Below are 22,603 nucleotides of genomic sequence, written 5' to 3' on the forward strand. Positions count from 1 at the left end.
CGGACGGTTGGTCAGTTCGCCTTGCCCGGCGCTGGCGGCCGACCCCGCGTCGACGTCACCACCGTAATCCGATTGAGACGACGGCCTAAAAAGGCTCGACCGGTACGGCAAAGACGTAGCCGATTCCTCGCTCTGTCTGGATGACGCGGGGCGCGCTCGGATCGGTCTCCAGCTTGCGGCGCAGGCGCAGCACCTGAACGTCGATGCTGCGATCGAAGATATCTTCGTGGACGCGGGTTGCCTGCAGCAGATGTTCGCGGGTCAGCGGGCGCTGCGGCGCTTCGAGAAAGGCGAGCAGCAAGGCGTACTCGCCCTTGCTCAGGGCAACCGGCGCATCACCGCCATCGATCAGCCTGCGGCCGCGGCGCTCAAGCTTCCAGCCGTTGAAACGGTAACCGCCGCGTTCGGGATCACGGGCGCGCGCGGCCCGTCCCATCTCCTGGCGTCGCAACACCGCGCGCACCCGCGCCAGCAGCTCTCTCAGGCTGAACGGCTTGATAATGTAATCGTCAGCACCGAGCTCGAGGCCGACGATGCGATCGATTTCGTCGGGCCGATGCCCGGTGGTGATGATAACCGGCACATCGGAATGCGAACGGATTTCCCGCAGCAGATCGAGCCCGTCGTCTTGACCGAGACGGAGATCGAGAATGATCAGGCTGGGCTGGGTTCCTTCGAGATGGCGATGCAATTCGGCCCGATTGGACGCAGCCCTGGTCGGCACACTGTGCTCTTCCAGATATCTAATTACCATCTGCCGCAATGTGGGATCGTCATCGACAACGATGATGTGACCGACGTCTGCCAACATAATTGATCTCTTGAACCGGCGGGGGGCGACTATCTGGGCTTGAGCATGTAATCCGTGACTCTTGCGGTCTGGAACCAAAAATGGGTTCCTCAGTTGCCCGCTATTCCCTGTAAAAGTCATATGCCCGAACTGCACGTCGATCTGGACCGATCTCGGTGCGAAGCATCGTCGTGTTGTCGTCCCCAACTAAGTCATTGTTTGGTCGTTTTCTGCGGACTCTCCTACACGTGATGAATTGTGATGCCGGCGATGGCCCCGTCGTGTTCCATCTTTGAGCGTGATCTGTTCGGGAAAGTTGGATAGCGCGCGCACTCCCGCATCGGGTGCAGGCATCGCCACTCAGCGGAGGATTCGGATCATTCGGCCGGCAAAGTCCGCGCGCCGAATCGAGCAGCGCAGCGTCGCACGCCGTCAGGCAGCCGCCCAACCGCGCATCAAGCGGGTGGCAGCTGAGTCAGGTACTGGTACATCGCCGCCAGTTCGTCATCGTCCATGCGTCCGATCGGGCGCCACGGCATCTGGTCGCTGATCTGATGGCCGCCGGGGTCGATGCCGGTGCGCATGGTCGCGATGAATTGCGCCAGCGACCATTCCTTGACGACGCCGAGATCGGGTCCGAGCGGCGGCAACTGACCGGGCACACCACCGGCGAGAGTCTTGCCGTGGCATTCGCGGCAGTCCTGATAGGACAGAAGGTATTCGCCGTACTGAGCGGTCGGCGCTTTCGGTGGCGCAACGACGCTGGCGGCCGTCACCGGCTTGGCGTCCGGCAACAGTCCCGCCCCCAGCATCGCGGTGCCGAGAAAATTGAAGCGATCGAGCGGACCAGGCGTCGGCGTGCCGGCGGCCGGGAGGCTGCGCAGATAGGCAATCACCGCAATCGTGTCGTCATCGCTCAACCGGCTGGCGTTGGTGAAGGACATGATCACGAGCCAGCGTCCGTTCGCGTCAACAGCGTTGCGAACAGCGCGAAAGATCTCGCCGTCGGACCAGTGCTTCAATGCTCCGGCAGGCGTCAGATTGGCGGCGACGAACGAGCCGATGTTGACCGGAAGATCCTTCGCGAGGTCCGTCCCGCCAGTCAGCGGGCCGGTCGTGGTATGGCATCCGCTGCAAAAGCTGTCGGCCACGGCCTTGCCACGCGCAATTCGCACCGGCGTCAATTCGACCGAGAGATCGGGCAGCGGGGCGGCACGTCCCTGCTGCTTGACTAAGCCCGCCGCCGTGATCGCGCTGACCGACGATACCGCGATCGTCAGCGCGGCTGCGAGCCCAGCCCCGCCCCATTTCAAGATGCGAGATTTAAGCCGCAGGGCCCGAAGCCCGCACCGGACCAGCAGTGCAGCGGCAACGAGCAGTGCAATCAGACCGACAATATTCCGCATGTGATTTCTCAGTGAATTGCGTGCGGCTTGGCCAGCGCACGAGAGACAATCGCCGATGATTCCGGCAAACGCCGCCGCCGAATATTTGCGGCGCGCGCCAGCTGGCGATGTGCGTCACTATGGGTGCGGCGTTACCCGGCTGTTTCGACACCGCAAGCATGCGTTACGGCTGTAACTTGCGCGCGTGCCGCAGCCCGCCCCAGGCCTCGGCAACGCCATCAAGCATTGCCGCCGTAACCATTTCGCTGCCGCTCGGAAGCTCTGGCGTAATGCGCAGAGCCGCAGATGTCCCTGCTCAGTCGAGCGGCCGCCAAATACGACGGCCGCGCATGCAAACGACAATCAGAGGACCGATCACATGAAGATTCTCATCGCTTCAGTGCCCGCACCGGGTCACGTCAACCCGATGCTGGCCATCACCCGCATCTTGAAGGCCGACGGCCACGAGGTCGCCTTCTACACCGGCTCCAGCTTCGAGGCCCGCGTCGCAGCGAGCGGCGCAAAGTTCTTTCCGCTTCCGGCCGACGCTGATTTCGACCCGGGTAATCCCTTCGAGCGGGCTCCAGAACTCAAGACCATGCCGCCGGGATTCGAATGGTTCCGCGTCGCCCTGGAACGGTTGTTCATCGACAGTATCGCCGCCCAGCACCGCGGCCTGCAAATGATCTTGCAGGACTTTCCGGCCGACATCATCCTCGGCGACGACATGTTTTTCGGTCTGCTGCCGATGCTGCTCGGCCCGCGCCGCAAGCGGCCGCCGATTGCGCTCTGCGGCACGTCGCTGCTGCACTGGCCACGCGAGGATGGAGCTCCGAATTTCCTCGGCCTGCCGCCGGCGACGACGGTCGAGCAGCGCGAGCAATACGCGGCGATTGCGGACGACTATGACGAGGCGGTCGATCAGCCCGCGGGACGTCACCTGAACCAGACGCTGAAGGCGCTGGGTGTCGGGCCGCTGGCGATGCCGGTGTTCGATGCCAGTGTCGCGCTTCCGGACGCTTACCTGCAATTGTCGGTGCCGAGCTTCGAATTTCCGCGTGAGGTCCCGCCGTCAGTGCATTTCGTCGGCACGCCCCCCATCATTCCCGGCCAGGTTGCTCCGCCGCCGTGGGCGCATGAACTCGACGGGTCGCGCAAGGTCGTTCTGGTGACGCAGGGAACGGTGGCCAATCACAATTTCGACCTGCTGATCGCGCCGACCCTGGCCGCGCTCGCCAATGAAGGCGACGTGCTCGTGGTCGCCACGGCGGGAGGCCGGCCGGTCGACGCCATCCCCGGCCCTGTTCCCTCCAACGTGCGGCTGGCAAGCTATTTGCCGTTCGAATGGCTGCTGCCGAAGGTGGACGTGCTCGTCACAAACGGCGGCTATGGCAGCGTCAACCAGGCCATGAGCTACGGCATTCCGCTGGTCGGCGCGGGGCTCACTGAAGACAAGGCCGACGTCAATGCGCGGATCGCATGGTCCGGCGTCGGCATCGATCTTGAGACCAACGCGCCGACGAAGGAAGCGCTGCGCCAGGCGGTTCGGACCGTGCTTGATCAACCAGGCTACCGCCAGCGCGCCTCGCAAATGAGGGACGAGTTCGCCGGGATCGACACCCCGTCGGAAATCCTCAGAATCATCGGCCAACTGGTCGCGGACCAGAACGCATCGTTGCGATCCGAGCCGGTGGCGACGGACAGGGCGCGGCGCGTCGCGCGCCAGCGCTGATCCGATCAGCGGTCCGGAGCGAAGGAGGAAGTCACTTCCTCCTTCGCGACCAGAGCGCGATGAGATCAGGTTGATCGTCAATCACGCTCTAGCTTCCTGTTTAAGCATGATCTCCGCGCAAACGCTCCGCGTTTGTCGCGACGGAAAACCGCTTCGCACTTTTGCGGATCATGCTCTAGAGCAACCGAAAGCAATGGAACGTTCGCACCATGAACATTCAGCCGACCTCCTTCGCCTTCACGCTGCTGCTCGGCGTTCTTACGGCCGTGCCGTATTCCGGCATCGATATCAACCTGCCGGCGCTGGCCGCGACCGGCACCACGCTCGGCGTGAGCTCGTCCGATATCGGCCTCACCATGAGTGCCTTCATGCTCAGTCTCGCCGCGGCACCACTGGTCTACGGGCCGATCTCGGACCGAATTGGCCGCAAGCCGGTCGTCATGGCCGGAGTGGCCTTGTTCGTCGTTGCGAGCCTCGCCTGCGCGGCGGCGCAGTCGATGCAGATGCTGCTGATATGCCGCTTCATCCAGGGCGTCGGCGCTGCGGGCACGACAATGACCTTTGCGATCATCCGCGACCTGTTCGGCGAAACGACCGCGCGCGCGAAGATCTCCAATGTCGTGATTGCCGTCAATGTGGTGACCGTGGTCGCGCCCAGTGCAGGCGCCGCGCTGCTCGCCGTCGGCAGCTGGCGGCTGATTTATGCGACGCAGGCCGCGGTTGGTGTCGTCCTGCTATTGGTCGTGCAGTTGGGCTTTGCTGAAAGCGCGAGGATCGCCCCAGCCGGTCGCCTGCTGCCTTCGGCTGTCATCACGGACTATCTTCGCGTGCTGACGCATCCGGCCTCGTTCGCCTTCATCCTGGTCGGCGCGGCGGGCGGCGCCACCGTCTTTGCCTATGTGACGGGATCGTCGCTGTTCTTCATCGGCGTCATCAACTTGCGGCCGGACCAGTATGGCATGATCTTCAGCGCGTGTTCGGCGGCCGTCATGTGCGGCGCATTCCTCGATGGCCGCCTCGGCCGGCACGGAATAACACCCGCCACGGTCTTGACGATCGGTCTTGCGCTGTTGGCCACGGTCGCAACCGTGCTGCTCGCGATCACGCTCGCCAACTGGACGCCGCCTGCCCTTGTTGCCGTACTGCTGATGGCAGTGGCGCTTGCCTTTGGGCTGAGCATGCCGAACATCATGAATGCGACGATGCAGCCGTTGCCCGATATTGCCGGCGCGGTCGGCGCCGCCGCCGGAAGCATTCAGATGACCGCAGGTGCCGTCGCAGGTGGCCTCGTCGCGATCCTCTTCGATGGGCACTCGGCGCTTTCGATGACGGCCGTCATGGCCACGACATCACTGCTCGCACTGACGCTCTATCTGCTCCTTGCCCGCCCCGCCGAGGGGCGCTTGCACCGTGAGACGATGGTAGCGACCGAACGCGCTACGCCTTCGTGACAGCAGCCGAGAACGTCGAGCGCCGATGATCCAGCGGCAGAACTCTCCGCTAGATCGCCTACGAAACCCGCAAGTTTGGAGGCCGGTCCGCAAGCGCCCCCTCAAGGAGGTACCTGACACAACGACCGACAGGCTATCAAACGCCTTCGGCCCATGAGGACAGCGAAAGGTTACTAGCGAGCTTTTCCGCTCGGCGTTTCCGGTTCGGTGTCTAATGCCCAAGCGTTCCTACGGCGATAATGATAGCGGTTCTATTCAGGAACCGGTACGTCAAAACCGTTGAGGACAACGGACACTGCGCAGTAGAGCCCGACGAGATAGATCAACTCGGCGATGCCTTCGCGCCCGAACGTCTTCTGCGCCTGATCGTAAAGAAGCTTGGGCACGATTCGGCCCGACACGAGCGCCGAAGCAAAATCGTAAGCCAGCGCTTCCTCCTTGGTCAGCACCGTCGGCTTCTCCCCGGAAACAATGGTGGCTATCGTTTCATCCGAGAGCCCGCGCGCCTCGCCGACCAGGATATGGGCATAGAGCTCATAACCAGAGTGGAAGTGCGTGCCCGTCACCAAGATCGCGACCTCGCGCACGCTCTTGGGCAACTTCGGGTCGCTCGCCATGGCCTTGGTGAAATCCCAGACAGGCCCTCCGAATTGTGGAAAGGTCAGCCAAGGGTTCCAGGGTCCGATAAGCGCGCCGCTCTCATCGATCGCCTTGAAACCTTTGAAACTGGTCTCAATGCCTTTCTTCATATCGTCATATAGGGCTCGCTGCTCGCCTTTAAGTGTTTCCGGCGGAATGAGGGGAAGTCGCATCACGTTCTCCTGCTGCCAATTTCCGGCAATGCTTGACGCCTGACTCTATCGTATTGTGCGCTTCCTCACCAGCGCGAGCGAAGTCAGTTGAAAGCCGTGTCTGCCGATTTCTTCTGCCTCCGAACCGATGTCGAGATCGATCGCAAAACAAATCCTCTCGATACTGCGCTCCGGATTCGATCGAACCCATATGGAACGGCAAGAATGCGACGCCGGCGCCCCGCATCGCGGCCGTAAGCTCTTCCCTTCGTTTCCTGCCGTCAGCCAGGTTGCGCACCGCCGTGGCCGGGTCGCTATCGACCTACAAAATGACCGGGACGCTTCTCGATGAAGCTTCGAACGCCTTCGGCGGCGTCTTCGGAGCTTCTCAACCCCCTCTGCAAGCTTTGCAACTCGGCGACAGCCGCATCCGGTCCTTCAAACACCGACTTGCGGACGTTGGAAAGTGTGGCTGCGACCGCAAGTGGGGCTTGCGCCGCGATCCGTTCTGCCAGCGCTATCGCGCGAGAACTTTCCTCGCCCGGCGGAACGATCTCCTGGACGAAGCCGAGACGAAGCGCCGTGCTCGCGTCGAACTCGTCGCCGGTCAACAGGAAGCGCAATGCATTGCCCAAGCCTGCACGTTCGGCCATGCGGATCGTCGCACCGGCGCTCGCCATGATCCCGCGCTTGACCTCGAGTTGCGCAAACCGGCAATCGGACGCGGCTATCACGATGTCGGCCGCAAGCATCAGTTCGATGCCGAGCGTAAAGCAGATGCCTTGAACGGCGGCTACGACCGGCTTCGTGCGAAGTATCCGCAGGTTGACCGGGTCGATCTTATCGGGAGGAAACAGGTATCCGCCTTCGAGGCGTCCGGAAAGCTTGCTGAGTTCGAGGCCGGCAGTGAAGTTCTTACCCGCCGCGCAGAGAACCCCGCATCGTACCGCGGGATCGTTCTCCAGCTCCGCAAACGCTTCCGATAGTTCGTCGAGCATTACCGCGCTGAAGCCGTTGAGCTTCGCCGGCCGATCTATCGTGATGATCAGGATGGCCCCGACCTTGCGGCGTAGAATGCGGCCGTCCGCTGGATCTCGTTCTGTTTTCACCCTGTAACGTCCTCTCAAATTGGAACTACGCAAAGGCCTGCGCAGTTCATCGCATGATCCCGCCATCGACCGGGATTACCGCGCCGGTCACATAATCGGACAGCTCCGTCGCCAGAAATTCGATCACGTTGCTGCAATCATCCACCGTTCCGAGGCGACGCAACGAAATCAGACTTACGGGATCCGCGGTGCCCATGTTGCCCGGCAGTACGTTCTGCACGATACGGCCGGTTGCTATCAGTCCGGGCGCTATGCAGTTCGCCGTAATCCCGAATGGACCCAAATCCTGCGCGAGGAAACGCGTGTAGTGCGCAATGGCAGCTTTCGTCGCACCATAATGCGCATAGATGCCCTCGCGCGAAGGGCTCGAGCCTGCAATCGAGCCGACGGTGATGATCTTTCCCGAACGTTGTTCTTTCATGATTGGCGCGACGGCATTGCAACAATAGGTCGTTCCAAAGAGATTCGTGCGGACCACAAAGTCGAGAAGCTCAGGATCCAGCGTACTGGCTTTCGTCTGGTCCGGCTTTCCACGCCCGCCGCCCGCATTGGCAACCAGAATATCGACGCGCCCCCAGGCGCCAACAATCCGTTCGACGGCCGTTTCGACGGCCTGCCGATCCGTGACATCCATCTCGAAACCCAGCGCAACGCCGCCGATTGCCTCGATTTCCGCAACCGTGCTGTCGGCCTCCATACTCTGCGCTTCCGCTTCGAACTCGCGATACGACTTCAAATCGACGTCGGTAACAGCGACCTTGGCGCCGAGTGCCGCCAGCCGCTTTGCGTAACTTCGCCCCAGCCCTCTTCCCGCGCCGGTCACGATCGCAACTTTTCCCTCGAGTCTACCCATGCCGCAACCTTTCAAAAGGACCCAGCCGTGGCTCGACCGTCAATGTTCGAGGGGAATCTTGTTGGTTTCCATGGCGGAGACCAACGACAGCACGCCGATCGAACAAGCGTGGATGCCAATGTGAGCCGCCATCTGCAACACCAGGAGGATCTCGGCACGACTGATACCGAGCCGCAATGCCCGGCGGATTTGTAGACGTACGCCCTCGGGGTTCAGCTCGGTGAAACAGGCGTTCAGCGCCAGTACGATCAGCGTTCGCGATTTTTCGTCGAGGCCTGGCCCCCGCACACCGCAGGTCAGAAGATCAAGCATCACCGCGAAATGGCCGGGATCTAACCTGAGCATTCTCTCGCAATAGAGCGGCCAATCGCCGAAGCGCTGCTGGTAATGCGCCTTCAGGCTCTCTTGCGAATCACTCAACGACCCCTCGAATTCGGGGATGCGTTGTCCCGCCGCCTGCAATTCCTCAACGAGGATGTTGGCCCCCATCGTCGTCCCGTCGAGCCCTTGAGCAACTCCGAGCTGCAGGACCTCCATGATCTGCTGCGGCGCAGCTCCACGTTCCAGCGCCATGTTCATGTGCATGCGCAGACCGGAGTCGAAGAGGTGTGTCGCCGAACCGTCGAGGGCTATGTAGATGAACTCGCACATCAGCTCGGACAGCGGTCCATTTTGCGCGGCGTAACCGGCGTAACGGGCGTATGTATCAAGGAAATCCGGATTGATGCGTAGCAATCCTTCCGTCCATGCTTTCCAATATCCACGCGCCCTGACGTAAGCGTCCTTGAGCTCCTGTTGTCTTGCTGTCAGTTCCACTTGCGTCTCCGGTGGCATTGAAAACTGGCTTCTTGCGACTCATCGTCGGCATCATGGAAACATATCTGTTTCCGATAACCCATAGTGGTATCTGGCTGGCGGATGCCGCCTTCCCGAACCTAGCCGTCTGTAGAAGACCGCACGGGTCGCAGGATGGCCTCGTTGTCTTCGCCGAGCAGGGGAGCGCGGCGGCGCACCGGCGGCCGGACACCGTTGATGCTCCACGGCGCGGAAACCAGTGGCATTTCGAGGTCGGGGGGCGATTGGAAGATTCCCAACGCCTGAACCTGAGGGTGATGGAACGCTTCCGCCGGGTCGAGTATCGGCGCGCAAGGGATCCCGTTCGAACCCAACAATTCGACCCATTCGTCGCGATTACGTGAAGCCAGCGCCTCCTCGATCATCGGCTCCAGAACGCTGCGGTTTGCGACGCGGGCTGAGTTCTTGGCGAAGCGCTCGTCATTGATCCATTCGCCGCGACCGATGAGCTTTGCGAACGCCGCAAACAAGCCGTCGCCGGCGAGCCCAAGCATGATGGGCCGATCGGCCGTCGGGAATACGCCGTAAGGCACGATTTGCACCGATCCGTTACCCGGACGACGCGGTGGGCGCCCGCTGGCCACATATTGCGCGAACACGCCATCCCGCCAGAAAAGCGCAGCCTCCAGCAGCGAGGTCTCGACCACACTGCCTTTGCCCGTCTTGGTGCGATCGTGCAGCGCCGCCAGAATGGCTATCGCCGCCCACATGCCGGCCCCTTTGTCGACGATCGCGTCGGCGACGAGCAGCGGCTGTCCGTCGGGCTCGCCATTGCCGTACATCTGGCTCGACAGCGCTTGCGCCAGACCGTCATAGGCACTCCAGGTGCGCCACGGCCCCTTCGCCCCATAGGCACCGATCGCGCAATACACCAAGCGAGGGTTCAGCGCGAGCGCTTCCGATCCCGAAAGCCCGAGGGATTCGGCAACTCCGGGACGCATGTTATGAACGAATACGTCCGCCTCCGCGACCAGCCTCCTAAGCTCATCCTGGTCGTGCGGGTTCTTGAGTTCCAGCGTGACCGACCGCTTGTTGCGATTGATCGCCTGGAATCTGGCGCCCACTCCATGCAGCATCGGAGGCGACCAGCCGCGTGCATCATCGCCGCCATTGGGCTTCTCGATTTTGACGACCTCCGCTCCGAGGTCGCCGAAGATCGTTCCCGTCACGGGACCAGCGATATTGGAGCAGGCTTCGACGATCTTGATGCCGCTCATTGGCATGATGGCATAGCCTCCGTGTTGGACGAACGAATACACTCGATGCGGGCTTACCCTAAGCCGGCGAGAGCACGTGGATGGTGCGGCTCTCGATGAGATCCTTGACCTTGGCCTGATATGCCAGCGTGTGAGGCGCCTTGGCGTGGGCCTTCAGGTGGGAAGCCGATTCCCATTTTTCGATGACGACAAACGTGTCGTCCCCATAGGGCGCGAGCGAGCCGAAGCCCGCCGCGTCGACGAACGCGGTATATTCGATGCAGCCTTGCTCGGCGTGGACCGCCGGCACATTGGCCTTGAATGCGCCGAGCACGGTCTCTCGCTGGCCCGCTTTAGCCACGATTTCCACGACGACCTGAATCATCTCTTTGTCCTTCTCTTGATACCGATTGTCGTGCAAGACGTTTGTGCCGGCTTCGACGAAGGCTATCGCGGATCGGCTGCGCGGCGTCCGGCTAGCCATGAAACGATGTTCGATACCGTGTCCTGGTAGAAGGTCCGGTAGAGGTCGTCGGCGACGTACCCGATATGCGGTGTCGCCAGCACGTTGGGCAGTGATCGGAACGGATGGTCCAAAGGCAGCGGCTCTCGATCGAAAACGTCCACGGCGGCGCCCGCGATCCGGTTCGCCCGAAGCGCTTCGATCAGCGGGCTTTCGTCCACGATCGGCCCTCGCGAAGTGTTGACGAGCAATCCAGACGGCTTCATCAGGTCGAATTCGGATTTTCCCACCAGGCCCCGCGATCTATGGCTCAGGATGAGATGCACGGAGACGATGTCCGATGTGCGGAAAAGCTCTTGCTTCGTTACCAAGGTCACTCCGTGTTCGGATGCCTTGTCGCTGGTAAGATTCTGGCTCCAGGCGATCACCCTCATACCGAACGCGAGGCCGACGCGCGCGACGCCTACACCGACCCGTCCAAGCCCGACGATACCCAGCGTCTTGCCGTGTAGACCAACACCGAGGGTCTTCTGCCACGAGCCGGTGCGCAAGCCTTGGGCCTCGGTCACGATATGGCGTGCACTCGCCAGGATCAGGCCCCACGTCAATTCGATTGTCGGATAGGAATTGTAGCCAGTGTTGACGACTTCGATGCCGCGCGCGCGAGCTGCACCGATATCGATCGATGCATTTCCAGGGCCTGTCGACGCGATTAGCTTCAAAGCAGGGAGGCGTCCTATGATCTCCGCAGTCAACGGCGTACGCTCGCGCATCACGCAAACGACATCGAACGGTGCCAGCCGCGAGACGAGCGCATCGGTGTCCGAAATGTGATCATTGAAGAACGTCAGCTCGGCGGCGTCGGCGAGCAGTGACCAATCGGCACACTGCGCCGCAACGTTCTGGTAATCGTCCAGTATCGCAATCTTCATGGGATTAACTGCCGGACTGGGATGCGACCGTCCTGGTCGCCCGTGTGCGGAACTCCTCCCATTGCTCGGGGCCCCAACCGTGCAGATATTGAACCGTTCCGCCGCCGCCCTCGACGAGCGCGGCGCCTCCGTCCATCGTGATACAGTCGCCGTTGATGAATCCCGCATATTCCGACATCAGATAAGAGCAGAGATTGGCGAGTTCGCCGTGTTCTCCGACGCGCTTTACAGGAACACGCGCGACCTGCGCTTCGTATTCCGCCGGATCCGGATAAAGCCTCGCCGACGCGCCGGGGGTCGGAAATATCCCGGGTGCCACCATGACGGTGCGAATGCCCCTGGGACCCCATTCGGTGGCCAGGCTCCGCATCATGGAAAGCACGCCAGCCTTGGCGGTTGCCGACGGAACCATGAACGCCCTGCCTTGCCAGGCCGCGCTGGTCAAGATCGAGAGGACCGTACCTTTGTGATCGCCCTCGATCCACCGCTTGCCGGCCGCAAGCGTGCAGTAGGCGCTGCCGTGCAGGACAATGCTGATGACCGAGTCGAATGCGCGCGCTGACAGCGTCTCGGTGCGCGCGATGAAATTGCCCGCCGCGTTATTGACGAGACCGTCGAGCGGACGGTCCCGCCAGATCTCCTCGAACATTGCGTCGACCTTATCGGGCAGACGCACGTCGCAAACGATATAGGAGGCCTTGCCGCCGCCCTGCGTCCACTCCGCCACTGCCGCTTTGAGGACTTCCTCGCGTCTGCCGCAGATCACGATCTCCGCGCCAAGTTCGAGAAAGCGGGTGCCCAGGCTCTTGCCGATGCCCGTTCCGCCGCCGGTGATGAGGATCTTCTTCCCTTTAAGTACCCGTTCCGAAAACATGCTCGGATCTCTCCGTATGGCTGCGATGCCTGGACAGCGATGATGGAAACCGTACTGTTTCCATTGCGCGCTCTGCTTCTCCATGTCAAGAAGGAAAACGTGCCCTTGACGGTTGAAGATCGAGCGATTGGATTTCCACCGTCGTTTTGACCGAACTGGGCAAGGGATGCCGAAATGCGCTTGATCGACGGGCACCCATCGATCACATTGGCCCTCTTCGCACTGCGGCAATTGAGGAAACAGGTCCGTATCAAATGGCACTGAAACAGGACGAAGAGGTCACCCGCGCCAAAATCCTCGAAACCATCGACCGCTTATTTTATCGGCAGGGCATCCGCGCCGTCGGCGTCGACACGATCGTTGCCGAACTCGGGATCAGCAAAAAGACCCTCTATCGTTATTTCCGCTCGAAGAGCGAAATGATCGAGGCCTATTTGCGTGGTCGGTTTCGGCCTCTTCCCGAGGACTCGGACAAGCCGCCGGCCGAGCAAATCCTATCCAATTTCGCGTGGTTGGAGAGGTCGCTTTCCTCGAAGAAGGAATACAGGGGCTGCGCCTACCTGAACGCCCTGGCCGAACTCGGAGAGGATGAGCGCGAATCCAGAGACCTCGCCGCTCATTTCAAGGAATGCCGCAGGCTATGGTTTCGCGATCTGCTTTCGAAGCTCGACGTTGACGATCCAGAGACGCTCGCGACGCAGCTCTCTCTGCTCATCGACGGCGCATATTCGGCCATGCTTACCCGAAGGGACCCTTCTTCGACGCGAGCCGCGATCGCCGCCGCTCGGGTGCTTTTGAAGAATGCCGGCGTGAGGCTCGCTTACGTGGCGCCCCGTGTTTCCCCGAGCGAACCATCCGCCGATCCCGCCACACCTCGCGATCAAAGGCGACTGCAACGTAGCTAGGACCAATCGATCGATCCAACGGCCTCTTCTCGTGCGCGGCCGGTCTAGAAAGGAATGGATACTGCCGTCGCGAACGTCAGGAAGCTCAGCCAGCCCAACATCAACGCGAGCGACAGGATTGCGCACAGGAAATAGCCACTATCGCGGAGCATGACGCAACGGTCCTGCCGGCACGGCAAACAAGAACCCGACCGCGATAGTGACGGGAGCAGCAGCCATCCTGCCTTGAAGATAAGGACCTCCGCTCGCGGGCTCCTCGACAGGCCGTTTGCCGGTCTGGGAGCGAGGAATTTTAGCCCCGCTACGGTTCACTTGTTCTGCCAATCGGGTTTCCGCTTTTCCGCGAATGCTTTCGGTCCCTCGATGTAGTCCAGGCTTGCCTTGTTCTCCTGATGAGCCGGATAGATCTTCCGCATCGCGCTTTGCAAATTCGGCTCCTCCAGTCCCCTGAAATAGGACTGTTTCGACGCACGGATCGCCTTGGGTGAACATTCAAGGATCAGTTCGGCCCAGCGCTTTGCCGCCGGCAAGGCTTGGCCAACCCCTACGACCTCATTCACGAAGCCCAGCTCTTTTCCCTCGGCTGCCGACACGCGACGCCCGGTGAGGATCATACCGAGTGCCTGTTTTTGCGGGATGATGCGTGGCAAGCGGTGGACCCCTCCGGCACCCGCAATCAGGCCCACCCGTGGTTCTGGAAGCGCGAAGACCGCGTTTTCCGCGGCGATGATGATGTCGCAAGACAAGGCGATCTCGAAGCCGCCTCCCATCGCAATGCCGTTCACGGCTGCGATGAGCGGCTTGTCGAGATCGAACCGATGGGTGATCCCCGCGAAGCCAGAGCGTACAAAGCCGGTGCGGCTGCCCGCTGCCTGCGCCTTGAGATCGTTTCCGGCGGAGAACGCCCGATCGCCCGCCCCGGTGATGATCGCGAGCCAGAGATCGTCCGACGCAGCGAACTCATCCCACACAGACTCAAGTTCGCCGTGCGCGTCGCTATGGAGCGCATTCATGACTTCGGGACGATTCAAGGTGACGGTGCGGACGCGGCCCTCGTCGGTGACAGTGCAGTATCGATATCCGGCCATTTTTCCTCTCCGTTGTTACAATTTATCCCGGGGGGTGACACGGATTGCCGAATTCCGCCGCCGTGCCGATCTTGCTGGGCTCACAGCGCGTGCTGCCAGGCCTCCGCGTGAAGAAAGTACCCGTCGCCCTCGCGGGCCACATTGTAAAAGCCGGGGAAATGAAGGTGCATCCCGGCGACCAGAAATCGGTCGGAGGCCGCTTGATCGAGCACCCTCTTGCGGGACTTTCTCGCCGTCTCATAGTCGACATCGAAATTCGTGCCGGTGTCGGGCAAGGCGACCTGGATCTCGGGGACATGGACGACGTCGCCCCAAATCAACAATTCCTGGCCACCGGACGAGATCAGATAGCCCGTGTGCCCAGGGGTGTGGCCGGGGATGGGCATCGCCACGACGCCGGGAAACACTTCGCCGCCGGAGAAGAGCCGGGTTCGACTCTTGTAGGGCGCGATTTGCGCGCGCGAATGTTCAAACATTGATCTCGCTCGATCGTTCGGGGTCCGCGCCAGTTCGGCGTCGTCAAGCCAATACCGCGGCTCGGCTTCGTGCATGACGAGTTCGGCGTTCGGAAATATCGGTCGCCCCGTGCCGGTGTCCGTGAGACCAGCGGAATGATCGGGATGCATATGCGTCAGCAGCACGGCGCTCACGTCCCTTGCATCCAACCCCGCCGCGGCGAGATTGCGACCGGTCCAGCCATTGGTCGTTCCCATGGATCCCCCGGTGCCGGTATCGATGAGAACCGGGCCCTCCCTGGTGTGCACGAGAAAAGCGTTGATGCTGATCCTGCGCACCGGCCGGAACGTGCCGGCGAGAATCGCATGGGCCTGATCGACTTCGACGTTCTTCAATAAATCGAGGTTTCCATCGATGAATCCGTCGCTTATCGCAGTGACGATGATATCGCCGACCTTGCGATGATAGACGCCGGGAATCTGCTGTACAGGAAGAAGACTCATGATTTTCCACGCTCATGGAAACAGTTCTGTTTCCTAATGTGTAGCCTTGCTTGCCGGGACAGTCAACAGGGCAACCCGCGCTAACTCGATTGGTCGGCGGCGAGCACCCGCTTGACCGCAGGTCGTTGCAGCATCGTCTCGTAATGCCGTTTGCAGTTTGGCGGTAAGGGCACCGAGAATCGCTCCGCCCATCGCTCCAGGTAAAACAACGCCGGGTCGGCGTAGCTGTAGCAACCCGCTATGTAGGTCTTGCCGACGAGGCCCGCATCGATGACTGCGAAACCTTTGGTTACCATCTCTCGCCCGGTAGCGACGATATTCGCGTGTTGGGCCACCGGCCCGAAAGCCTTAGGAACGATCATCCGGCTGAACCCGCGCATGTGAACCGTTCCCACGACGTAGTCCAAAAGCTCGATCGCGCGAGCCTCACTATCGGCGTCCTGAGGCATCAACCCCGCCTGTGGATTTGTCCGCGCGAGCCAGCGCGCGATGGCACCGAACTCGGTAAGAACGGATCCGTCGCCCCTGATGAGCGTCGGCACCTTTGACTTGGGATTAACCGACGAAAAGGCAGGTTGATATTGCTCGCCCACTGCCAGATCCAGCAACACGACTTCGTAAGGCTGAGCGATTTCCTCGAGCAAGATGCGAATGCCGACGGCACTCGTGCCGGGAGCGTAGTAGAGCTTCATGGATTCGGTCCACGATCGTCGGCCCGCTGCCCTCGAACATGGCTCGGCAAGAATATAACCGGATCCCGGCGATTATCTCCGTATGCCCTTCTGCAAGTCACCAAACAGCTCCCAACGTTCGCCATTGAACCGCATCATTCGCATTTCATCGACCGGAGAGTAGTTATCCGGTGTCGTATTCAGGGTGATCCCCTCGAGGAGGACGTCGGACTTCACGCCGTGAAGGCTCGCGGCCTGCCTCATGATATTCTCACGCGTCAGATTATCTCCGGCTTCCCGCAGCACATGAGCCAGGGCCTCCGCCTTGGCGTAGCCGAGCGTGAGCAGGGAATCCGTCTTGTCGGCCCCCGGCATGTACTTCTCCATGAAGGAGAGATACCTGGTCATACCGGGATCTTGGGACAGAGTCGGGTCCAGTACGTCCTTCAGGTACGTAGCCGAAACCAATCCCTGGGCATTTTCGAATCCCGCCGGCGCAAGAACCGCGCCCACGGAAGACGACACGCTCGTCACGATATGCAGCGGCTTCCACTGCATTTCGGATATTTTTTTTACCGTCTGAACGGTGAACTTCGGCGTAGCGAACGTGACGAGCACATCGGCGCCCGAACTCTTCAGAGTTACGATGTGCGAATCGATGGTCGGCTCGGATACGTCGTATGACGACTTCGCAACGATCATCGAATTCCTCTCGCCCAAGGCGTCGAGGAAGCCCTTGAGCATGTCCTTTCCAAAATCGTCATTCTGGTACAGGACCGCTATCTTGGCATCCGGTCTTTCGCGCTGGATATATCGCGCAAAGATGGCGCCCTCGCTCTGGTACGAGGCGCCCATGCCCATCGTCCATGGAAAGTGTTCCGGATCGTCCCATTTCGTCGAGGCCGACGCGAGAAACAGATGCGGAATCTTTTTGCCGTTCAGATACTTCTGGATCGCGGAATTGGTCGGTGCGCCGACCGGGCTGAAGATCGCAAGGACCTCGTCGCTCTCAACGAGGCGACGCGTCTGCTCGAGCGTCTTCGGAGGACTATAGGCGTCGTCGTAGCTGATGAAGTTGATCCTACGTCCGTTGATACCGCCTTGATCGTTCACCATCTTGAAGTACGCGGCTTCCACCTTGCCGACCGCCCCATAGAGCGACACTGGCCCGCTGTACGGCGCAATGTTCCCGATCTTGATCTCGGTGTCGGACGCTCCCGGATCATATTTGGGCTGCGCGTTCGCCAGCGGAGCCGCCAACGCCGCGGTTAGCCCGATCAAGCACAGCGCCTTTTTGATCATCTTGCTCCAACTCCTCGGCCCGCATCTCGTTATCGAGATGGAAACACACTTGTTTCCATAGGCCCGAAAAAAGACGACGTCAACGGCGCGTCATGCGCAATCTACGGGTTTGCCCTGATCTTTCTGGCTATGCGTACCTGAGACGTTGCCCGATACCGAGCAGTTCGCCTTTCTTCAGCATCGCATGACCGAGCGCAATATCGCTCAAGGAGAGGCCGCGATGCCATAGCAAGATGGTCTCGAGTCGAAAAGGTGGTCCAACAGGCGCACGTTCCAGTACGCGGTGCCGCGCGCACCGATGTGCCCCAGGATCTTCGAATTCTTCCGCGCCAGATACTTGGCGCCTATTGCCGTCACGGCTCCGGTCCGCATGTCCGTTATGCCGCTAGCGTCCATGATGGCTCTCGGCACACCATTGCGCGGGTCGAACAGCAAGAGCACTCCGAATTCGGAAGGCATTCCAGACTTGTAGTTGACTGCCAAAAGCAAAGCAACGCGACGCCTGGAGCTGCCATCAGTAGCGCCCGACGTACGGGCGCCCAGACGTCTTTCGGCGACGACGCCCGGACAGAGCTCAATGTCATCTGGTTGCTCATGCCGCGCGCCTTATGTTGAGTTCGCTTCGGAATACGGACCACACCCGATCGTAAGCCTCGGCAAAGCCGGGGATCGCGTAAGGTTCGAACATGTCGCGAGGTCGCGGGAGATCGATGGGAATTTCGGATATGACACGCGCGGGCCGGCAGCTTAGCACGACGACGCTGTCCGACAACAATACTGCCTCGGTGATGTCATGCGTGACGAAGAGTACGCTTGCACCTTCGTTCGCCAGCATCGTCTGCAAGTCATGCTGCATGACCATACGCGTTTGCGCGTCCAGCGCACCGAACGGCTCGTCCATCAGGATCGTATCCGGCTTGTAGACCAGCATGCGTGCGATCGACGCGCGCTTTTGCCTACCGCCCGACAATTGATAGAGGTAGTGCGCTTCGAAGCCGACGAGGTCGACTCGTCTTATAGCCTCCAACGCTTTTGCGCGACGCTCGGCTGAAGACATGCCGCGCAGCAACAATGGAAATTCGATATTCTCGATCATCGTCTTCCATGGCAACAATTGCGCCTGCTGCGGCACGAAGCCGATGGTGCGATTGACGCTGGTAACCCCTTGATCGTTGTGGAAGACCGTGCCGACCGATGGCTTGAGGAGCCCTGCGGCCATCTGGATGAGAGTACTTTTCCCGCAGCCGCTATCGCCGCTGGTTGTAGACGTCAAGGCAGACCGCGCCGAGCAGCACCAGCCCCTTGATCACCTGCTGGTAGTCGATGCCGATGCCGAGGATGGACATGCCGTTGTTCATCACTCCCATGATCATGGCCCCGATCACGGCGCCGCCGACCTTGCCGACGCCGCCATAGGCAGAGGCGCCGCCGATGAAACAGGCGGCGATGACGTCGAGCTCGAAGCCCTGCCCGGCTTTCGGGGTCGCGGTGTTGAGTCGCGCCGCGAACACGAGTCCGGCAAGTGCTGCGAGCGCCCCCATATTGACGAATGTCAGGAAGGTGAGCCGCTCGGTCTTGATGCCGGACAGGCTTGCGGCCTTGGCGTTGCCGCCGATTGCATAGATCTGGCGGCCGACCACCGTACGCGTGCTGACGAAGCCGTAGAGCGCGATCAGCACCGTCATGATGACCAGCACATTGGGCAGGCCGCGATGAGAGGCGATCAGGTAGGTGAAATAGATCATCGCGCCGAACAGCAGCGCATTTTTAGCGACGAAGAAGCCGTAGGGCTCGACCTCGATGCCGTGGGACTGTTGGCGCGCTCTCGCCTTCGCGCTGGTAAAGACCAAGGCCACCGCCAGCACGGCACCGACCAGCAGCGACGTCGGATAAAGGGTACCGGCGGCGGGAAACAGTTCGGGAATGAAACCCGAGGACAATTTCTGGAAGGTCGATGGAAACGGTCCCACTGACTGACCTTGCAAAATGGCCAGCGCGAGCCCCTTGAACACCAGCATGCCGGCCAGCGTGACGATGAAGGACGGGATCTTGAAATAGGCGATCCAATAGCCCTGCGCGGCACCGATCAGCGCGCCGACCACGAGGCAAGCCAGGAAGGCAAGCGGATAGGCGACGTGGTAGCGCACCATCAGCACGGCGGCAACGGCGCCGACAAAACCGGAGACCGACCCGACCGACAGGTCGATATGGCCGGTGACGATGACCAGCAGCATGCCCAGCGCCATGATCACGATGTAGCTGTTCTGCAGCACCAGATTGGTGAGGTTGAGCGGCTGCAGCAGCGTGCCGTCGGTCATGGCCTGAAAGAACAGCATGATCGCGAGCAGCGACAACAGCATGCCGTAATTGCGCAGGTTGTTCTTGATGAAGCCGACGTGCCCCGGAAGCGAAACCGTCTTGTCGGTCATGTCCGCATACCTTCCTGCAATTCCTTGTCGCTCATATCGCGCTCGTTGTGCCCGTGCTGAGCGATGTCCTTGTTGCGCATGATGGCGCCCATGATCCCTTCCTGCGTAGCTTCGGCAGCGGAGAATTCTCCGACGAAGGCACCCTCATTCATCACACAGATGCGGTCGCAGATGCCGAGCAATTCCGGCATTTCCGACGAGATCACCACCACGGCCTTGCCCGCCTCAGCGAGCTCATTGATGATACAATAGATCTCGTATTTTGCCCCTACGTCGATGCCCCGCGTGGGCTCGTCCAGGATCAGCACCTTCGGATCGGTCATCAGCCATTTCGACAACACCACCTTTTGCTGATTGCCGCCGGAGAGCTGGCTCGTCTCCTGGTAGACGTCGGAACAACGGATCCGCATCCGACTGCGATAGTCGCTCGAGACCTGCAATTCGCGCATATCGTCGAGCACGCGCCAGCGCGACACGCGATCAAGGCTTGCCAGCGTGATATTCTTGCGAACGTCGCTGGCAAGGATCAGGCCCAGCTGCTTGCGGTCCTCGGTAACGTAAGCAAGACCGGCGTCGATCGCCGCCGTGACGTTGGGCAAATTCACTTCGCGTCCATCAAGACAGACGCGGCCGCTGATCGTCCTACCCCAAGCGCGACCAAACAGGCTCATGGCGAATTCGGTGCGGCCGGCGCCCATCAGGCCGGCGATGCCGACCACCTCGCCGTGCCGGACCTCGAAATTGATCCCCTTGATGACGCGGCGCTCGGGATGCTGCGGATGATGCACGGTCCAGTCCTGGACCGCGAGGGCCGGTGCGCCGATCGTGGCTCGGCGTTGCGGAAAGCGATGGGCAAGGTCACGGTTAACCATGCTGCGGATGATCGCGCCTTCTTGCACCGGCCCGGCATGGCAATCGATGCTGTCGACGGTGCGGCCATCACGCAGCACGGTGATCCGGTCGGCGACGCGGGCCACTTCCGACAGCTTGTGCGAGATCAGGATCGAGGCGATGCCGCGGGCGCGGAATGCGAGCAGACGATCCAGCAGCGCGGCACTGTCGGTCTCGTTCAGGCTGGCGGTTGGCTCGTCGAGAATCAGGAGCCGCACCCGTTTCGACAGCGCCTTGGCAATTTCCACCAATTGCTGTTTGCCGACGCCGAGAGCCGTGACCAGCGTGTCGGGCATCTCGGCGAGGCCGACCTCGGCGAGCAGTTCCTTGGTCCGGCGGTGGACCGTGTCGCGGTCGATCACGCCAAGACGCGACGGTGGATGGGACAGGAAGATATTCTCCGCGATCGACATCAGCGGAATCAGGGCCAATTCCTGGTGAATGATGATGATGCCGAGCGCTTCGGAATCGTTGACGTCGCGGAAGCGCCGTTCCTCACCATCGAATACGATGCTACCCTCGTAGGATCCGCTGGGATAAACGCCGCTCAGCACCTTCATCAGGGTAGACTTGCCGGCGCCGTTCTCGCCGACAAGGGCGTGGATCTGCCCCGCTTCCACCGTGAAATTGACGTCACGCAAGGCCTGGACCCCGGCGAAGCTCTTGCTCACGCCGCGCATTTCGAGAATTGCGGTCATCGCGCCATTATGTCCATCATGTCTACCATCTCCAGGCCCCCACAACCCGCTTCGGGATAGGCGCAGCGGCGACGCCGGCCATCGCCGGCGCCGCCCTTCCCCGCTTCAGTCGAACTGCGCGCGCTTGTAGTAGCCGCCTCCGATCAGCACTTTCTCCCAATTGCTCTTGTCGACGACGACCGGCTTCAACAGATAAGACGGCACCACCTTGACGCCGTTGTTGTAGGTCTTGGTGTCGTTGACCACGACTTCCTTGCCGCTCAGCGCCGCGTCGACCATGTCGGCGGTGACGCGGGCAAGATCGCGGGTATCCTTGAAGATGGTCGAGTACTGCTCGCCGCGCAGTATCGACTTCACCGACTGCACCTCGGCATCCTGACCGCTCACGATCGGTATCGCCATGTTGCCGCTACCATAGCCAACGCCCTTCAGCGAAGAGAGAATGCCGATGGAGAGCCCGTCATAGGGCGACAGCACGGCATCGACCCGCTTGCGGCCATAGAACGCACTGAGCAAATTGTCCATCCGCGACTGGGCGGTGGCGGGATCCCAGCGCAAGGTCGACACCTTGTCCATCCCCATCTGTCCGCTGCCGACCACGAGCTTGCCGTTCTTGATGTAGGGCTCCAGCACCGACATCGCACCATTGTAAAAGAAATAGGCGTTGTTGTCGTCCGGTGAACCGCCGAACAATTCGATATTGAAGGGGCCCTTGCCGTCCTTCAGCCCGAGCGCCTGTTCGATCGACTGAGCCTGCAGCACACCGACCTGAAAATTGTCGAAGGTGGCGTAGTAGTCGACGTTGGGCGTATCACGGATCAATCGGTCATAGGCGATCACCGTTATCCCTTTGGCTTTGGCCTGCTTCAGCACGTCCGACAGCGTGGTGCCGTCGATGGCCGCGATCACCAGCACCTTGGCGCCCTTGGTTACCATATTCTCGACCTGCGAGAGCTGGTTCGGAATGTCGTCGTCGGCATATTGCAGGTCAGTGCCGTAGCCGCGCTCGTTCAGCACCTTGACGATGTTGTTGCCGTCGTCGATCCAGCGGGCCGAGGATTTGGTCGGCATCGCAATGCCGACGGTCGGCTTGCCTTGGGCAAAGGCACTCCCCGCTGACGCCGTGGCCATTGCCGCCGCCAACGCGAGGGCCGTCAGGGTGCTCTTCAGATTGATCATGCTTCACTCCCTTTGATCATCGATGATTCCATGGGTTCGCCAGACTGATG

21 protein-coding genes and 1 pseudogene are annotated in these 22,603 nt (G+C 61.0%); 3 read left to right on the forward strand and 19 right to left on the reverse strand.

The features are described 5' to 3' along the window. Positions 1-85: 85 nt before the first annotated feature. Complete coding sequence (locus ACP2YO_RS39670) at positions 86-811, reverse strand: response regulator (protein WP_426443431.1); 726 nt, start codon at positions 809-811, stop codon at positions 86-88. A gap of 434 nt (positions 812-1,245) precedes the next feature. Continuing rightward, positions 1,246-2,196 (reverse strand): c-type cytochrome, encoded by a 951-nt coding sequence (locus ACP2YO_RS39675; RefSeq protein ID WP_426436638.1) that lies wholly within the window; start codon positions 2,194-2,196, stop codon positions 1,246-1,248. A 358-nt stretch (positions 2,197-2,554) separates the two neighbouring features. Here ACP2YO_RS39675 and ACP2YO_RS39680 point away from each other — a divergent pair, with 358 nt between their 5' ends. Together ACP2YO_RS39680 and ACP2YO_RS39685 are read left to right on the forward strand one after the other, a co-directional pair. After that, a complete protein-coding gene (locus ACP2YO_RS39680; protein WP_426436639.1) occupies positions 2,555-3,907 on the forward strand; it encodes a glycosyltransferase in 1,353 nt (450 codons plus the stop codon). A 209-nt stretch (positions 3,908-4,116) separates the two neighbouring features. After that, positions 4,117-5,358 (forward strand): MFS transporter, encoded by a 1,242-nt coding sequence (locus tag ACP2YO_RS39685; protein WP_426436640.1) that lies wholly within the window; start codon positions 4,117-4,119, stop codon positions 5,356-5,358. 251 nt (positions 5,359-5,609) lie between these two features. Here the strand turns inward: ACP2YO_RS39685 and ACP2YO_RS39690 are convergent, their stop codons facing one another. From ACP2YO_RS39690 to ACP2YO_RS39725, 8 genes are all read right to left on the reverse strand, one after another. Continuing rightward, positions 5,610-6,170 (reverse strand): carboxymuconolactone decarboxylase family protein, encoded by a 561-nt coding sequence (locus tag ACP2YO_RS39690; protein WP_426436641.1) that lies wholly within the window; start codon positions 6,168-6,170, stop codon positions 5,610-5,612. Between the two features lie 293 nt (positions 6,171-6,463). Further along, positions 6,464-7,258, reverse strand: coding sequence for a crotonase/enoyl-CoA hydratase family protein (locus ACP2YO_RS39695; RefSeq protein WP_426436642.1), 795 nt, complete (start codon positions 7,256-7,258; stop codon positions 6,464-6,466). Positions 7,259-7,304: 46 nt separating this feature from the next. Next, positions 7,305-8,081 carry an SDR family NAD(P)-dependent oxidoreductase gene (locus tag ACP2YO_RS39700; RefSeq protein ID WP_426436643.1) on the reverse strand — a complete coding sequence of 259 codons (777 nt, stop codon included), beginning with the start codon at positions 8,079-8,081 and terminating at the stop codon, positions 7,305-7,307. Positions 8,082-8,150: 69 nt separating this feature from the next. Then, complete coding sequence (locus ACP2YO_RS39705) at positions 8,151-8,927, reverse strand: carboxymuconolactone decarboxylase family protein (RefSeq protein ID WP_426436644.1); 777 nt, start codon at positions 8,925-8,927, stop codon at positions 8,151-8,153. A 119-nt stretch (positions 8,928-9,046) separates the two neighbouring features. Continuing rightward, positions 9,047-10,189, reverse strand: a complete 1,143-nt coding sequence (locus ACP2YO_RS39710) for a CaiB/BaiF CoA transferase family protein (RefSeq protein ID WP_426436645.1) — start codon at positions 10,187-10,189, stop codon at positions 9,047-9,049. A gap of 52 nt (positions 10,190-10,241) precedes the next feature. Continuing rightward, the gene (locus ACP2YO_RS39715; protein ID WP_426436646.1) at positions 10,242-10,547 is read right to left on the reverse strand and encodes a putative quinol monooxygenase; all 306 of its coding nucleotides are present in this window, start codon (positions 10,545-10,547) and stop codon (positions 10,242-10,244) included. A gap of 62 nt (positions 10,548-10,609) precedes the next feature. Next, positions 10,610-11,557, reverse strand: a complete 948-nt coding sequence (locus ACP2YO_RS39720) for a D-2-hydroxyacid dehydrogenase family protein (RefSeq protein WP_426436647.1) — start codon at positions 11,555-11,557, stop codon at positions 10,610-10,612. 4 nt (positions 11,558-11,561) lie between these two features. After that, positions 11,562-12,431, reverse strand: coding sequence for an SDR family oxidoreductase (locus ACP2YO_RS39725; RefSeq protein WP_426436648.1), 870 nt, complete (start codon positions 12,429-12,431; stop codon positions 11,562-11,564). 254 nt (positions 12,432-12,685) lie between these two features. On the opposite strand from ACP2YO_RS39725, the gene ACP2YO_RS39730 reads away from it, so the two are divergent. Beyond that, positions 12,686-13,336 (forward strand): TetR/AcrR family transcriptional regulator, encoded by a 651-nt coding sequence (locus tag ACP2YO_RS39730; RefSeq protein WP_426436649.1) that lies wholly within the window; start codon positions 12,686-12,688, stop codon positions 13,334-13,336. 308 nt (positions 13,337-13,644) lie between these two features. On the opposite strand, the gene ACP2YO_RS39735 is transcribed toward ACP2YO_RS39730, so the two are convergent. The 9 genes and pseudogenes from ACP2YO_RS39735 to chvE form a co-directional block, all read right to left on the reverse strand. Continuing rightward, entirely contained in the window at positions 13,645-14,424 is a 780-nt protein-coding gene (locus ACP2YO_RS39735; protein WP_426436650.1) for an enoyl-CoA hydratase-related protein, read from the reverse strand. Between the two features lie 80 nt (positions 14,425-14,504). Further along, entirely contained in the window at positions 14,505-15,383 is an 879-nt protein-coding gene (locus ACP2YO_RS39740) for an MBL fold metallo-hydrolase (RefSeq protein ID WP_426436651.1), read from the reverse strand. 80 nt (positions 15,384-15,463) lie between these two features. Beyond that, complete coding sequence (locus tag ACP2YO_RS39745) at positions 15,464-16,075, reverse strand: glutathione S-transferase family protein (protein WP_426436652.1); 612 nt, start codon at positions 16,073-16,075, stop codon at positions 15,464-15,466. 72 nt (positions 16,076-16,147) lie between these two features. Beyond that, positions 16,148-17,356 carry an ABC transporter substrate-binding protein gene (locus ACP2YO_RS39750; protein WP_426436653.1) on the reverse strand — a complete coding sequence of 403 codons (1,209 nt, stop codon included), beginning with the start codon at positions 17,354-17,356 and terminating at the stop codon, positions 16,148-16,150. Between the two features lie 243 nt (positions 17,357-17,599). Next, positions 17,600-17,830, reverse strand: a pseudogene (locus ACP2YO_RS39755) (ornithine cyclodeaminase family protein); the annotation flags it as partial. 118 nt (positions 17,831-17,948) lie between these two features. Beyond that, entirely contained in the window at positions 17,949-18,575 is a 627-nt protein-coding gene (locus tag ACP2YO_RS39760) for an ABC transporter ATP-binding protein (protein WP_426443432.1), read from the reverse strand. Between the two features lie 28 nt (positions 18,576-18,603). Then, positions 18,604-19,785 (reverse strand): multiple monosaccharide ABC transporter permease, encoded by a 1,182-nt coding sequence (gene mmsB / locus ACP2YO_RS39765; RefSeq protein ID WP_426436654.1) that lies wholly within the window; start codon positions 19,783-19,785, stop codon positions 18,604-18,606. Continuing rightward, positions 19,782-21,374 (reverse strand): multiple monosaccharide ABC transporter ATP-binding protein, encoded by a 1,593-nt coding sequence (gene mmsA / locus ACP2YO_RS39770; RefSeq protein ID WP_426436655.1) that lies wholly within the window; start codon positions 21,372-21,374, stop codon positions 19,782-19,784. Before mmsA ends, mmsB begins: the two co-directional genes overlap by 4 nt. 105 nt (positions 21,375-21,479) lie before the next feature. Continuing rightward, positions 21,480-22,553, reverse strand: a complete 1,074-nt coding sequence (chvE, locus tag ACP2YO_RS39775) for a multiple monosaccharide ABC transporter substrate-binding protein (protein WP_426436656.1) — start codon at positions 22,551-22,553, stop codon at positions 21,480-21,482. Positions 22,554-22,603 lie beyond the last annotated feature (50 nt).

The organism is Bradyrhizobium genosp. P (genome assembly GCF_049949265.1).
Taxonomy (GTDB): domain Bacteria; phylum Pseudomonadota; class Alphaproteobacteria; order Rhizobiales; family Xanthobacteraceae; genus Bradyrhizobium.

What these genes read in the sequence shown, in the direction of transcription:
- ACP2YO_RS39670 (WP_426443431.1), bottom strand. Translation starts at nt 811, where the DNA reads ATGTTGGCAGACGTCGGTCACATCATCGTTGTCGATGACGATCCCACA.
- ACP2YO_RS39675 (WP_426436638.1), bottom strand. Translation starts at nt 2,196, where the DNA reads ATGCGGAATATTGTCGGTCTGATTGCACTGCTCGTTGCCGCTGCACTG.
- ACP2YO_RS39680 (WP_426436639.1), top strand. Translation starts at nt 2,555, where the DNA reads ATGAAGATTCTCATCGCTTCAGTGCCCGCACCGGGTCACGTCAACCCG.
- ACP2YO_RS39685 (WP_426436640.1), top strand. Translation starts at nt 4,117, where the DNA reads ATGAACATTCAGCCGACCTCCTTCGCCTTCACGCTGCTGCTCGGCGTT.
- ACP2YO_RS39690 (WP_426436641.1), bottom strand. Translation starts at nt 6,170, where the DNA reads ATGCGACTTCCCCTCATTCCGCCGGAAACACTTAAAGGCGAGCAGCGA.
- ACP2YO_RS39710 (WP_426436645.1), bottom strand. Translation starts at nt 10,189, where the DNA reads ATGCCAATGAGCGGCATCAAGATCGTCGAAGCCTGCTCCAATATCGCT.
- ACP2YO_RS39715 (WP_426436646.1), bottom strand. Translation starts at nt 10,547, where the DNA reads ATGATTCAGGTCGTCGTGGAAATCGTGGCTAAAGCGGGCCAGCGAGAG.
- ACP2YO_RS39720 (WP_426436647.1), bottom strand. Translation starts at nt 11,557, where the DNA reads ATGAAGATTGCGATACTGGACGATTACCAGAACGTTGCGGCGCAGTGT.
- ACP2YO_RS39725 (WP_426436648.1), bottom strand. Translation starts at nt 12,431, where the DNA reads ATGTTTTCGGAACGGGTACTTAAAGGGAAGAAGATCCTCATCACCGGC.
- ACP2YO_RS39730 (WP_426436649.1), top strand. Translation starts at nt 12,686, where the DNA reads ATGGCACTGAAACAGGACGAAGAGGTCACCCGCGCCAAAATCCTCGAA.
- ACP2YO_RS39735 (WP_426436650.1), bottom strand. Translation starts at nt 14,424, where the DNA reads ATGGCCGGATATCGATACTGCACTGTCACCGACGAGGGCCGCGTCCGC.
- ACP2YO_RS39740 (WP_426436651.1), bottom strand. Translation starts at nt 15,383, where the DNA reads ATGAGTCTTCTTCCTGTACAGCAGATTCCCGGCGTCTATCATCGCAAG.
- ACP2YO_RS39745 (WP_426436652.1), bottom strand. Translation starts at nt 16,075, where the DNA reads ATGAAGCTCTACTACGCTCCCGGCACGAGTGCCGTCGGCATTCGCATC.
- ACP2YO_RS39750 (WP_426436653.1), bottom strand. Translation starts at nt 17,356, where the DNA reads ATGATCAAAAAGGCGCTGTGCTTGATCGGGCTAACCGCGGCGTTGGCG.
- ACP2YO_RS39760 (WP_426443432.1), bottom strand. Translation starts at nt 18,575, where the DNA reads ATGGCCGCAGGGCTCCTCAAGCCATCGGTCGGCACGGTCTTCCACAAC.
- mmsB (WP_426436654.1), bottom strand. Translation starts at nt 19,785, where the DNA reads ATGACCGACAAGACGGTTTCGCTTCCGGGGCACGTCGGCTTCATCAAG.
- mmsA (WP_426436655.1), bottom strand. Translation starts at nt 21,374, where the DNA reads ATGACCGCAATTCTCGAAATGCGCGGCGTGAGCAAGAGCTTCGCCGGG.
- chvE (WP_426436656.1), bottom strand. Translation starts at nt 22,553, where the DNA reads ATGATCAATCTGAAGAGCACCCTGACGGCCCTCGCGTTGGCGGCGGCA.